12 protein-coding genes are annotated in these 12,239 nt (G+C 67.3%); 3 read left to right on the top strand and 9 right to left on the bottom strand.

Translation table 11 applies throughout. The features are described 5' to 3' along the window. Positions 1-95 precede the first annotated feature (95 nt). Both LGY53_RS28090 and LGY53_RS28085 read left to right on the top strand, forming a co-directional pair. Positions 96-1,295 carry an MFS transporter gene (locus tag LGY53_RS28090; RefSeq protein WP_225729718.1) on the top strand — a complete coding sequence of 400 codons (1,200 nt, stop codon included), beginning with the start codon at positions 96-98 and terminating at the stop codon, positions 1,293-1,295. Between the two features lie 37 nt (positions 1,296-1,332). Continuing rightward, entirely contained in the window at positions 1,333-2,142 is an 810-nt protein-coding gene (locus LGY53_RS28085; protein ID WP_225729717.1) for a nucleotidyltransferase domain-containing protein, read from the top strand. A gap of 67 nt (positions 2,143-2,209) precedes the next feature. Here LGY53_RS28085 and LGY53_RS28080 read toward each other — a convergent pair whose 3' ends face one another. From LGY53_RS28080 to LGY53_RS28040, 9 genes are all read right to left on the bottom strand, one after another. After that, positions 2,210-2,416: a cold-shock protein gene (locus tag LGY53_RS28080; RefSeq protein WP_225729836.1), complete on the bottom strand. Its 207-nt coding sequence runs from the start codon at positions 2,414-2,416 to the stop codon at positions 2,210-2,212. A 151-nt stretch (positions 2,417-2,567) separates the two neighbouring features. After that, a complete protein-coding gene (gene iolD / locus LGY53_RS28075) occupies positions 2,568-4,409 on the bottom strand; it encodes a 3D-(3,5/4)-trihydroxycyclohexane-1,2-dione acylhydrolase (decyclizing) (protein ID WP_225729716.1) in 1,842 nt (613 codons plus the stop codon). 10 nt (positions 4,410-4,419) lie between these two features. After that, a complete protein-coding gene (iolB, locus tag LGY53_RS28070) occupies positions 4,420-5,313 on the bottom strand; it encodes a 5-deoxy-glucuronate isomerase (protein WP_225729715.1) in 894 nt (297 codons plus the stop codon). Positions 5,314-5,347: 34 nt separating this feature from the next. Further along, positions 5,348-6,235: an aldolase gene (locus LGY53_RS28065; RefSeq protein WP_255664842.1), complete on the bottom strand. Its 888-nt coding sequence runs from the start codon at positions 6,233-6,235 to the stop codon at positions 5,348-5,350. Between the two features lie 19 nt (positions 6,236-6,254). Beyond that, positions 6,255-7,193 (bottom strand): 5-dehydro-2-deoxygluconokinase, encoded by a 939-nt coding sequence (iolC, locus tag LGY53_RS28060; protein WP_225729713.1) that lies wholly within the window; start codon positions 7,191-7,193, stop codon positions 6,255-6,257. After that, on the bottom strand, positions 7,190-7,975 hold the full coding sequence (locus LGY53_RS28055; RefSeq protein ID WP_225729712.1) for an ATP-binding cassette domain-containing protein: 786 nt from the start codon (positions 7,973-7,975) through the stop codon (positions 7,190-7,192). The genes iolC and LGY53_RS28055 overlap by 4 nt, the downstream gene beginning before the upstream one ends. Further along, a complete protein-coding gene (locus tag LGY53_RS28050; RefSeq protein WP_225729711.1) occupies positions 7,972-9,024 on the bottom strand; it encodes an ABC transporter permease in 1,053 nt (350 codons plus the stop codon). The genes LGY53_RS28055 and LGY53_RS28050 overlap by 4 nt, the downstream gene beginning before the upstream one ends. Before the next feature lie 9 nt (positions 9,025-9,033). After that, complete coding sequence (locus LGY53_RS28045; RefSeq protein WP_225729710.1) at positions 9,034-10,029, bottom strand: sugar ABC transporter substrate-binding protein; 996 nt, start codon at positions 10,027-10,029, stop codon at positions 9,034-9,036. Positions 10,030-10,045: 16 nt separating this feature from the next. Continuing rightward, positions 10,046-10,948 (bottom strand): TIM barrel protein, encoded by a 903-nt coding sequence (locus LGY53_RS28040; protein WP_225729709.1) that lies wholly within the window; start codon positions 10,946-10,948, stop codon positions 10,046-10,048. 265 nt (positions 10,949-11,213) lie between these two features. Between LGY53_RS28040 and LGY53_RS28035 the strand changes: the two genes are divergently transcribed. After that, positions 11,214-12,218 (top strand): LacI family DNA-binding transcriptional regulator, encoded by a 1,005-nt coding sequence (locus tag LGY53_RS28035; protein ID WP_225729708.1) that lies wholly within the window; start codon positions 11,214-11,216, stop codon positions 12,216-12,218. Positions 12,219-12,239: the final 21 nt, after the last annotated feature.

The raw sequence follows: 12,239 nt of genomic DNA, 5'->3' as shown, positions 1-12,239 counted from the left end.
GGCGTCCGCTCCCTCCATCGATCAATGAGCCCGGCTCATAGAACAATCCGCGAATCGTCATTGTTTCCGCTTGGCAGGATCCGTTGGCTGGAGTCATGACTGATCTTCGAGAACGCGTCGATGCCCCACCGGCGCCGGGGCATTCGATCCGGCGCGGCTGGTTGGGCGTCGGCACGCTCGCCGTCGGCACGTTCACGGTGGTGACCTCCGAGATGCTGCCGGTCGGCCTGCTCACGCCGATGCGCGACGACCTGAATATCAGCGAGGGCACCGCGGGTCTGGCGATGACCGAAACCGGGCTTGTCGCAGCCGTTTCCGCGCCGCTGCTCACCGCGGCGCTCAGCCGGTTCGACCGGCGCTGGGTGATGACGGGGCTCATGGCGGTGCTGATACTCGGCAACCTGACGGCCGCGGCGGCGCCGAATTTCGGCGTGCTCACCGTCGGCCGGGTACTCGTCGGCCTCGGGATGGGCGGCGTGTGGTCGCTCGCGGCCGGGCTCGCGACCCGCCTGGTACCCGAAAACCGCACGGCCACAGCGGTTTCGGTGGTGTTCAGCGGGGTCGCGATCGCCTCGGTGCTCGGTATTCCGGCCGGTGCGTACCTCGGCGCGGTCGCGGGCTGGCGGGCCGCGTTCCTCGTGACGGCCGGGCTGGCCGCCGTGCTGCTCGTCGCGATGCCCGCGATCCTGCCGCCGCTGCGGGCGCAGGGCGATGTCGCGCTGCGCGGCGTCTTCGGATTGGTCGGCAATCCGGCGCTGCGCACCGGACTGCTCATCGTCGCATTCCTGGTGGCCGGGCATTTCGCCGCCTACACCTATGTGCGACCGGTGCTGGAGGACGTCACCGGTGCGGATGCGGGCCTGATCGGATCGCTGCTGGTGGTATACGGAATCGCCGGAATCGCAGGCAATTTCGTCGCCGGACCACGCGCGTCCCAGCGACCGCGGGCGACACTGCTCGTGATCAGCGGGGTGCTCGGCGTCGCGGTACTGCTGCTGCCGATGCTGGGCGGTACGGCACTGATCGCCGGGGTGTTCATCGTGATCTGGGGTATCGCGTACGGCGGTGTTACGGTGAGCACGCTCACGTGGGCGATACTGTCCGAACCCGGCGCGCGCGACGGCGCGGCCTCGCTGCTCACCGCCGTCTTCAACTTCGCCATCGCCGCGGGCGCGCTGCTGGGCGGGCTGGCGGCGAACGGTCTCGGCAGCAGCGCGGCCATGTGGCTGGGCGGCGCACTGGCCATCGCCGCCGTCCTCACCACGGCATTCGGCAGCGCACCGGCGCGAAATTGAGCTGCGCCGCCGCCGATGCGGCCATAGCATCGCCGTCATGTCTTTGCGCGCGATTCCCGCCTCGATGGACCCGGCCGTCGTCGGGTCCATCGACGCCGAGCTGGACCGAATCGCGGCCGAACATCGGGTATCGATCCCGCTCGCCATCGAAAGCGGAAGCCGCGCTTGGGGTTTCCCGTCACCGGATTCGGATTACGACTGCCGGTTCGTCTACGTGGCGAGCCTGGACACCTACCTGTCGCCGTGGCGGACGCGCGATGTCATCGAGACGCCGCTGATCGGTCTGCTCGACGTCGGCGGGTGGGATCTGGCGAAGGCGCTGCGGCTGCTGGTGCAGGGCAATGCGGCGATCGTCGAATGGCTGATGTCGCCGATCGTGTACCGCGGCGATCCCCGCTTCCGCGACGAGCTGCGGGCGCTGGCCGATGCGGTCGCCGACCGGAACAAGGTGGCCAGGCACTATCTGCATCTCGGCGCCAAACAGTGGGAGCTGTTCGGCGGCAATGGCTCGTTGAAGAAGGTGTTCTACTCGCTGCGGCCCGCGATCGCGCTGCGCTGGCTCCGCCAGCATCCGGACGCGGCCGTCGCGCCGATGCATCTGCCGACGCTGCTGGCGCAGTGTGAGCTGCCCGCCGATCTGGTGGCCGCCGTCGCCGAGCTCACCGAGCTCAAGTCACGCACGAGGGAGATGGGCAGCGGCGCGGCGCCCGCGCCGGTCTCGGCCTTCATCGAGGACGAATTCGCCTGTGCGGCAAGCGCTTTCCTGAAGGTCCGGGATCGCGATCTCGACCGGGCGCGCGAGCTCACCTCGGCGTTCTTCCGGAAAACGGCGCTCGCGCAGGGCTGATCTGTTTCGAATACAAAACGACCCCCGCACTCCATCGGTGCGGGGGTCATTTCACGCCACTCTAGAGTTAGGCGACCACACGAACATCCTGGGCCTGCGGGCCCTTCTGTCCCTGGCCGATCTCGAACTCCACACGCTGACCCTCATCGAGGGAGCGGAAGCCGTTACCGGTCACAGCGGAGTAGTGCACAAAGACGTCGGGACCGCCGCCGTCCTGGGCGATGAAGCCGAAGCCCTTCTCGCTGTTGAACCACTTGACAATGCCTTGAGCCATTTCAAACTTTCTGTAGACGAGCCAGGCAATCACTTCAATTCACTGGTCTCGTAGATCAACCATGCCATGGTGGGACGATTTCGGCCACATCGACCCCCACTTTATGTGAGGTATATGACCCTGACCTGTCGTTGTGGCGCCCACCTCGCCGTCAGGATTGCAGATAGCGCAACTGTCCGGGCTTGGCCGCGTCATAGCCGACCCGGCCGGACAGGTGCCGTGGCACCCCGACCTCCCACCACGCACCCGCCTCGGTCCAGGCGGAAGGCTGGGTGCGCACAATAACCACCGCGGGACGCGATTCACGCTTCGCCGCCGTTCTGGCTTCCGCATAAGCGATCCGGAATTCCGCGAGATCCGTCGCGGTGTGCACCGAACAGCCGAGCGCATGAGCGTGGTTCGCGAAATTCACCCGGGGCGGATCTTTCCGGTTGGTACGACAGTCGGCGTACATATTGTTGAACGCCGCGCCGCCCTGTCCCTCCTGCAGCCGGGCGATCACCGCATAACCGTCGTTGTCGCAGACCACGGCCACCATCGGATGGCCGGCGAAGGCGGCCGAGAACAGTTCGGAATTCAGCATCAGGTACGAACCGTCACCGAGCATGGTGGTGACCAGACCATCGGTATGCGCCATCGCCGCACCCCAGGCGCCCGCGAGTTCATAACCCATACATGAGAATCCGTATTCGACATCCATCGTCGGCGCGCCGCCGGTCGCGCGCCAGCCACCGATGAGCTCACCGGGCAGACCACCCGACGCGGTCATCACATAGTCCCCCGGCCCGCTGAGATCGTTGACGATGCCGACGATCTGGGCATAGCTGGGGATGCCGTCGGTGGGGGCGCGGAGTTTATCGATGTGCGCGTCCCAGATACTGCGCAGCGCAGCGGGTTTCCGAGCCCATTCGTCCTGCGTGCGCCAATCCCCGATGGCGGCCGTCAGATCCGCGATGGCCGCGGCGGCGTCGCCGACCACCGCGAGCGCGCCGTGTTTGACCGCGTCGAAGCGGGCCGTGTTCACCGTCACCAACCGGACATCCGGTGCGAAGACCGTCCACGACGCGGTGGTGAAGTCCTGCAACCGGGTTCCCACGGCCAGCACCAGATCCGCTTCGGCGGCAAGCAGATTCGCCGATTCCGAACCGGTGATGCCGAGCGGCCCCGCGTACCCGGGGTGTTCGTGCGGCACCAAGGTGCGGCCCGCGGTGGTCTCGGTGACCGGAATGCCGTGGCGGTCGGCGAATTCCAGTGCCTGCCCGCCCGCACCCGAATAGCGGACGCCGCCGCCGAGCACCAGCAGCGGACGTTCGGCGGCCCGCACCGCCGCGGCGGCCTCGGCGATTTCGCGAATATCCGGGCGCTGCCGTGGAATTCGGTGCATCCGCGGCGCGAAGAGGTCATCCGGGAAGTCGTAGACCTCCGCCTGCACATCCTGCGGCAACGCGATGGTCACCGGCCCGGCCTCGGCCGGATCGGTGAGCACCCGGGCCACCTGCGGCAAGGTGGCGATGAGCTGCTCCGGGCGGGTGATCCGGTCGAAGTAGCGGCTGACCGCGCGGAAGGCGTCGTTGACCGTCGCCGTCGCGTCACCGAAATGCTCCACCTGCTGCAGCACCGGGTCGGGCGCCCGGCCGGTGAAGGTGTCACCCGGAAGCAGCAGCAGCGGAAGACGATTCGCATGTGCGACGCCCGCCGCGGTCACCATGTTCAGCGCGCCGGGTCCGATCGACGAGGTCGCGACGCCGACCTGACGGCGATGCGTCGCCTTCGCGTAGCCGACCGCGGCCAGCGCCATGCCCTGCTCGGTATGTCCACGCCAGACCGGGATTTCGGCGCGGCGCTCGTGCAGCGCGGTACCGAGACCGAGCACATTGCCGTGTCCGAAGATCGCGAAAACCGCCGGGAAGAGCGGGACTTCGCGGCCGTCGATGGTCTCGGAGCGCTGCGCGACGAGCCAGGCGACGAGGGCTTGTGCGGTGGTGAGCTTCACGGATCCGTCCTTAATTATTGTCGCGCCTGCCGCGATGGTCGGTGACCGGGCAGCGCGGGTCGAACTCCTGACCGGCCCAGGTGTCGCGGACCCAGCCGTGCGCGGGATCGTCGCAGAAGGCCATGGAACGCGCGGCCGCCGGACCGGCGAGCACGTTCAGGTAGTACATCGGGTATCCGGGCGCCGCGATGCACGGCCCGTGGTAGCCGTGCGGCACCAGGAAGACGTCGCCGTCGCGCACCGCGACGTTCGCATCGAGCGCGCCGTCGGCGGTGTAGGTGCGGTGCATGCCGAAACCCGTTGGCGACGGCGTGATTCCGTCGCGATCGGCGATGCGGAAGTAGTAGATCTCCTCATTGACCACCTCGCATTCGCTCGCCTCGTCGTGCTTGTGCGGCGGGTAGGACGACCAATTGCCGTCCGGGGTGATCAGCTCGCAGGCGTTGAGCTTGTCGGCGTGTTCCCACACCCCCGGTGTGCCGAAGTTGGTGACCTGTCTGGTGGCCTGGCCCGCGCCGCGCACCTCGACCGGAACCTGCTCGGCCGGACCGTATTTCGGTTCCAGGCGGCGGGTGCAGCGGGCCATCGGCAAGGCGACCTCGATGCCGGATTTCGTGGTGAGCCGCAGTTCGGCGTCGCGCGGGACGTAGGCGAAGTCGGTCACCCTGGTGAAAACCGAGTCACGGCCGGTCAATTCGATGGTGTGGCCGTCGACCTGTACCGTGCATCCGCCCGCCAACGGCAGCACGAACGCCTCGAATTCGCCGGTGTGTACCGTGCGGGATTCGCCTGCGGCCAATCGGAGTACGCGCAGGCCGGTGAATGTCCAACCAGCGGCCTCCGGGGTGAGGTAGATGGGGTCGGTTCCGTCGGCCAGTGTGCCGGACGGTCGGTGCAGCTTCATCGGGCCCTCCGGGCAGGGGATTTCGGCGTGCGGCTCATCGGGCGTCTTTCAGCAGCCGCGCCGCCGCGTCGACGGCCGCCGCGACATCGCCGTCGGGCGGATACAGCAGGGTGCGGCCGACGACCAGGCCGCGCACGACATCGTGGCTCAGTGCCCCGCCCCAGGACGCGAGATCGGCGGCCGGATCGCCGGACGGTGCGCCGCCCAGCACCACGACGGGCAGGGTGGTCGCATCCAGAACCGAGATATCATGCGGCGCTGGAATTTTCAGCCAAGTGTAGGCAGAGGTGACGCCCAATCCGGACGCGACGGTGATCGCGCGGGACAGCGAGGGCGCGTCCCTGCTCATGATGAGCGCACCGGATTCGTCGCGGTGATACGGCAGCGGCTCCACCATCGCCATCAGGCCCTGCGCGGCCAATTCGGAAACCGCCTGTGCGCAGGCGTGCAACGTCGGGATGGTGCCCGCATCGGAATCATCCAGGCGCAGCAGCATTTTGCCGCCGTCCAAGCGGAACCGGGCCAGTGCGTCGGCGTCGTAGCCGGTGAACCGATCGTCGATCTCCCACTCCGCGCCCGCCAAACCGCCACGGTTCATCGAGCCGATCACGACCTTGTCGTCGAGCGCGTCCAGCAGCAGCAGCTCCTCGACCACGTCGGGAGATCCGAGCACGCCGTCGACATCCGGGTGCGCGAGCGCGATGAGCAGCCGCTCCAACAGATTTCGCCGATCGGCCATCGCGGTGCGATCCGAACCGACACCGAGCGCGCCGCGGGCCGGGTGGTCGGCGGCGACCAGGAACAGGGTGTCCTTGTCCGACAACAGGCTCTGCCGCCGGACTCGCTTGTTGTACGCGCGCTCGACCGCCGCCGGGTCGGTGGCACGCACCCGGAGTAGGTCACGCCAGCGTTCGTCGCTCAGGTACACGGGATCTCCTCCTTCAGCGGCACAGCAGTGCCTCGATCTCGGTATTCGTCGGCATCGCGTCGGCGCACGCCAGCCGCGAAGCCACCAGCGCGCCAGCGGCATTCGCATATCCCGCGATCCGGCGCGGATCCCAATCGGAGAGCAGGCCGTGGATCAGCGCGCCGCCGAAGCCGTCACCGGCGCCGAGCCCGCACACCACCTCCACCCGGCACGGCGGCACCGTCCACCGTTCCCGTTCGGTCGCGATGAGCACGCCGTCGCCGCCCCGCTTGATCACCGCCAGCCGCACACCGCGGGCCAGCAGCAGATCGGCGGCGGCATCCGGATCGTCGGTGCCGACCGCGACCCGAACCTCGGTTCGGTTGCCCACCACCACATTCACGTGATCGAGCAGCCAACCGATCTCGGCCCGCGCGGTCGCCTCGTCGGGCCAGAACATCGGCCGATAGTCCAGATCGAGCACGGTGTGCCCGCGCCCGGCCCGGCGTTCCAGCACCGCGCGCTGCGTCGACCGGCTCGGTTCGACGCTCACGCCGGTGCCGGTAACCCACAGCAGCGGAACGGAATCCACCACATCCCACGGCACGTCGTCCGGGGTGATGGTCAAATCGGGTGCGATGGGCGCGCGGTAGAACAGCAGCGGCGGATCGGCGGGTGGATTCAGTTCGCAGAACACGATGGGCGTCTGCAGATCCGGCGCGGTGCCGACGAAATCCGCCGAAACACCGAAACCTTCGAGCGCCGAGCGCACATACGCGCCGAATCCATCGGGACCGACCTTCGTGAGCACCGCACTGCGCCTGCCCAGCCGCGCGGCGGCCACCGCGACATTGGTCGCGGTGCCGCCGAGGAACTTCGCGAACGAGCGCACATCGGCCAGCGCGACACCGGTCTGCTCGGGGTAGAGATCCACCCCGACCCGGCCGATGGTCAGAGCCTCGAGTTCCGTCACGGGTTCGCCACCACCCGCTCCAATTCGTGCTGCAGCGCGTCCAATTCGGCGCCGCCCGCCATCTGCCTGGTCAGCTCGGCGACATCGATTTCCGACTTCTCGTACGCGCCGAGCATCGCGCCGCGCTTGAGCAGCAGGAACCGATCGCCGACCGGGTAGGCGTGATGCGGGTTGTGCGTGATGAGAATGACGCCCAGCCCCCGATCACGGGCCTGCACAACATATTTCAGCACCACACCGGCCTGCTTCACGCCGAGCGCGGCGGTCGGCTCGTCCAGGATCAGCACCTTGGCGCCGTAGTGCACGGCCCGCGCGATGGCGACGCACTGTCGCTGACCGCCGGACAGCGTGCCGACCGGCTGCTCCATATCGCGGATCTCGATCCCCATATCCGTCAACCCTTTTCGGGCTATCTCCTGCGCAGCACGGCGATCGATCAGACGGAACGGGCCGTAACCCTTCGTCGGCTCGGAGCCGAGCACGAAGTTTCGCCAGACGCTCATCAGCGGCACGACGGCCAGATCCTGGTAGACGGTCGCGATGCCGCGATCCAAAGCCGCACGCGGCGAGGAGAATTCGACCTCCTCCCCCTCGACCAAGAGTTTGCCCCGATCGTGCTGGTGCACACCGGCGAGTATCTTGATCAGCGTCGACTTGCCCGCGCCGTTGTCGCCGAGCACACAGGTCACCTCGCCCGCGTTCACCACGGTGGAAACATCCTCCAGCGCGACGACTCCGCCGTAGCTCTTACCGATGCCGACGGTCTCGACCAAGGTGTTCATCTGCGCACCCTTTCGGCTCGCTTCTGGAATCGGTTGTTCACCAGCACCGCGGCCAGCAGCAGCACACCGAGGAACAACATGAACCAGTCACTGTCCCAGCGGGCGAAAACGATGCCCTGGCGCGCCATTCCGAAGATGAGCGCGCCGATCGCGGCACCGATGGCCGAACCGAAACCGCCGGTCAACAGGCAGCCGCCGACCACGGCCGCGATGATGTAGTGCAACTCCAGCCCGACGCCCTGATTCGCCTGGACGCTGGAAAAGCGCAGAATATTGCACGATCCCACCACCCAGCCCGCGAATGCGGTGCCCATGAACAGCACGATCTTCGTCCGCACCGCGGGCACACCGACGGCCCGCGCGCTCTGCAGCGCGCCGCCGACCGCGAAGATCCAGTTGCCGAATCTGGTGCGCACCAAGATGAGTGCGGCGATCGCCGTCAACACGATCCACCACAGCACCGAGGCCTGGAACCGCACTCCGCCGATATCGATGGTCGAGGCGAATACCGAACCCGCCGATTCGTAACCCGGCGCGCCGCGCACGCCCGACACCTGCACGGTATTCGTGACCAGCCGTGTCACACCGAGATTCAGGCCCTGCAGCGCGAGAAACGTACCGAGCGTGACGATGAAGCTCGGCAGGCCCGTACGCATCACCACCCAGCCGTTGAAAGCTCCTACGGCCAAGGCGAATACGAGCGAGACCAGCAGCGCCAACCACACATTCCAGCCGGCGTGCACCGAAAGCAGCGCGGTGACCAGCGCGGTGGACGCGGTCATCACGCCCGCCGACAGATCGAATTCACCGCCGATCATCAACAGCGCCACCGCGATCGCCATGATGCCGAGCGTCGACGAATCATCCAGCCAGGTGGCGACGCCGAGCGGGCTGAGGAACCGGTCGGTGATCACCGAGAAGAACACGAACACCAGCAGCGCGCCGAGCGCCGCACCGATCTCCGGCCGAACGATCATGCGCTGCATCAGCGTCGGACCGTCCGGCCGCCGCTCCGGCGCGATTTCGGATGCTTTCGTGGCTACCGTCATGTCAGCCACTCACCGGGTGCCCTTGGCCACGAGCGCGGCAACGGCATCCACATTGGACTTGTCGACGAAGGCCGGTCCGGTCTGCACCGGGGCGCCGCCGCCGACGGTATTGGCATTGGCCTTGTACAACTGCAGCAACACGATCGGCAGATAACCCTGCTCGAATTGCTGCTGGTCGATGGCGAACAGCAGCTTGCCCGCCTTGATCGCGTCCACCACATCGGTGTTCAGATCGAAGGTGGCCACCGTCGCGGCGGAACCGGATTCCTTCACCGCGTCCACCGCGCGCGCCGCCACCTGCGAATTCAGCGTCAGCACCGCGTCGATCGACTTGTCGGCCTCCAGCGCGCCCTTGATCCGCGACTGGGCGTCGGTCGGGTTGTTGATATCCACCTGCAGTGTGGTGGCATTGCCGAAACCCTTTGTCGCGCCGTCACAGCGCTGGTTCGCGCCGATATTGCCCGCCTCGTGGATCACGCACAGCAGCTTGGTCTTCTTCGCGTCGGCCAGACGCTTGCCTGCCAGCTGGCCCGCGAGGGTTTCACTCTGTCCCACATGGCCGATCGCGCCGAATTTGGCGCTCTGATCCTCGCCCGAATTGATCGTCACGACGGGAATGCCTGCGGCGACGGCTTTTTCGATGGATGATCGCAGCGCGTCCGGGTTCGCCATCGAGACGACCAGACCGTCCACCTTCTGCGCGACCGCGTTGTCGATCAGCTTTGCCTGCTGTCCCGGATCGCCCGAGGATTGGTAATCCACCCGCACGCCAAGGTCTTTGCCCGCCTGCTGGGCGCCGTTCTTGACGACGTTCCAGAACGCGTCACCCGCGCTGCCGTGCGTCACCACCGCGACCGAACCCAATTTGCCCGCGGCGACCGGAGCCTGGCTCGGGGCCGGCGACTCCGAACTCGGGCCGCTGCACGCGGTGAGCACCGCGACCGCCGCCGCGGCGGGCAGCAGCAGCGCGCGCCATCCGATGCGGCGCGAACGTATCGACGTCATTGTCATCACTTCCCAACTAGATTCGTACCGAGGCGAGTGCGGAGCCGATGCCCGCGAGGTGACGCAGGCTGCGTTCGGCATCCCGGCTCGGCAGCTCTGCCGAGTCGGTGGGGCGCAGGGCGGCGTCCTGTTCGATGACGTACCAACCCCGGTAACCCGCGGCGTGCAGTGACCGCACCAGCGCGTCGATATCGACATCGCCGTCGCCCAGTGGGACATACAGTCCCTGGCGCACGGCCTCGCTGTATTCTATTGCGCCACTGCGGATTTTGTCCGCCAGCTCGGCGCGAACATCCTTGAGGTGAATGTGGCCTATCCGATTCGCGTGCCGCTGCGCCAGTTTCACCGGATCGGCGCCGCCGATCAGCAGGTGTCCGGTGTCCAGGCACAGGTCGAGGTCCGAATCGGCGACGAAGCGCTCCACCTCGGCCTCGCTCTCGACATGCGTGCCGACATGCGGGTGCAGCACCGTGCGCAGACCGTGCCCGGCGGCGAGATCGCGGATCGCACCGGCGGTTTCGATCAGCGTGCGCCATTCGGAATCGCTCAGCTGGGGCCGCGCATCGTAGCCGTCGAGGCCGGTGGCCGCGGCCAGCACGAGCACCTCGGCGCCGGTCGCGGCGAACAGGGCCGCGGTCTCCTCGGCCGCCGCGATCGCCCGGTCCGGATCCCGATGTAGCGCGACGGCGAGGAAGCCGCCGAGCATCGTCATGCCGAATTCGCCTAGTAGCGTGCGTAATTCGCCGGGGTCGCGCGGAAGATAGCCGGGCGGGCCGAGTTCGGTCGCGGTGAGCCCGAGCGCGGACATGGCGGACAGGACGGTGCGCGAGTCGAGCACATGGCCCCAGCCGGGCACCTCGCAGACTCCCCAGGAGATCGGCGCGGCCGCGATGCGCAGCGGGTTGAGCGGTTGGGTCATCGAGATTTCTCCGACCTTCGGTGTGATCGAGTTGTTGCCCAAACGTATTGGAGCGCTCCAACTATGTAACGTGGACCACAGGGTGTCAAGAGGTTCCGCCGGACTCTTGAAAATGTCCCTACCTCGGAAAATCCTACCTTCCATGCAAAACGCAGGTCGCCGATGTCGCGAGAATTGTCTTATTAGAGCGCTCTATTGATTGGCGCGCGACAACCTTGTAACCTCCGTCACGGCACCTGATCGACGGATGCGGAACGGAGGCGAGATGGCGCGGCCCACCATGGAAGACGTCGCCGCCAGGGCGGGCGTCTCGCGCGCACTCGTCTCGCTCGTCATGCGCGATTCACCCAAGGTGAGCGAGCATCGGCGGCGCGCGGTACTGGAGGCCGCCAAGGAACTCGGCTACCAGCCGCACATCATGGCCAGATCGCTGGCCAGCCGCACCTCCAACATCGTCGGCGTCATGGTGTCCGACCTGCGCAACGCATTCTTCGCCGATGTGGTGGAGGGTATGGACGCCGCGGCGCAGGAGGCCGGGCTGGAACTGATCCTGAATACCGGGCGGCGCAGCGCGGCCCGGGAACGCACCGCGCTGGAAAGCCTGCTCTCGTTCCGGCCCGGCGGCATCATCCTGCTCTCGCCGGTCCTGCCCGCCGCAGCCATTCGCGATGCGGCGCAACAGGGTCCGGTCGTGCTCGTCTCGCGCACCTCCGCCATCGCCGACGTCGACACCGTCAACGACGACGGTGAGGTCGGCGCCGCACTTGCCGTGGATCACCTTGTCTCCCTTGGACACCGGCGCATCGTGCACCTCGACGGCGGCGGCGCGTTCACCTCGGCGGCCCGGCGCAAGGGCTACCGTGCCGCCATGGAGCGGCACGCACTGGAACCGATGATCATTCCGAGCGAGCACACCGACTCGGCCGGGATGGCCGCGGTACACAAACTGCTGAACCTGTTCTCCCGCAACAACTTTCCCACCGCACTGGTGAGCAGCAACGACTTCAACGCCGTCGGCGCCATGTCGGCCCTCGAGGAGGCCGGATTACATGTGCCAGACGACGTTTCGGTCGTCGGATACGACAACACCTCACTGGCCGCACTGCGGCATGTCGCACTGACCACCATCGATCAGCCGCGAATTCAGATGGGGCGCTTGGCCATCGAGGCGATCACCGAGCGGCTGCGGCACGGCCGGACCGAGCCGGTGCGCAGGCGATTACAGCCGTCGCTGGTCGTTCGATCGACCACGTCGGCGCCGCGATCCTGAACACAACCGAAGAGCTCAATC

Source organism: Nocardia sp. JCM 34519.1 (assembly GCF_020361265.1).
GTDB classification, from domain to species: Bacteria; Actinomycetota; Actinomycetes; order Mycobacteriales; family Mycobacteriaceae; genus Nocardia; species Nocardia arthritidis_A.
Note: the sequence above shows the minus strand (reverse complement) of the source record. Positions and strands in the feature narration are given on the sequence as shown.

What these genes read in the sequence shown, in the direction of transcription:
- LGY53_RS28045 (WP_225729710.1), bottom strand. Translation starts at nt 10,029, where the DNA reads ATGACGTCGATACGTTCGCGCCGCATCGGATGGCGCGCGCTGCTGCTG.
- iolB (WP_225729715.1), bottom strand. Translation starts at nt 5,313, where the DNA reads ATGAAGCTGCACCGACCGTCCGGCACACTGGCCGACGGAACCGACCCC.
- LGY53_RS28050 (WP_225729711.1), bottom strand. Translation starts at nt 9,024, where the DNA reads ATGACGGTAGCCACGAAAGCATCCGAAATCGCGCCGGAGCGGCGGCCG.
- LGY53_RS28090 (WP_225729718.1), top strand. Translation starts at nt 96, where the DNA reads ATGACTGATCTTCGAGAACGCGTCGATGCCCCACCGGCGCCGGGGCAT.
- LGY53_RS28035 (WP_225729708.1), top strand. Translation starts at nt 11,214, where the DNA reads ATGGCGCGGCCCACCATGGAAGACGTCGCCGCCAGGGCGGGCGTCTCG.
- LGY53_RS28040 (WP_225729709.1), bottom strand. Translation starts at nt 10,948, where the DNA reads ATGACCCAACCGCTCAACCCGCTGCGCATCGCGGCCGCGCCGATCTCC.
- LGY53_RS28085 (WP_225729717.1), top strand. Translation starts at nt 1,333, where the DNA reads ATGTCTTTGCGCGCGATTCCCGCCTCGATGGACCCGGCCGTCGTCGGG.
- LGY53_RS28080 (WP_225729836.1), bottom strand. Translation starts at nt 2,416, where the DNA reads ATGGCTCAAGGCATTGTCAAGTGGTTCAACAGCGAGAAGGGCTTCGGC.
- LGY53_RS28055 (WP_225729712.1), bottom strand. Translation starts at nt 7,975, where the DNA reads ATGAACACCTTGGTCGAGACCGTCGGCATCGGTAAGAGCTACGGCGGA.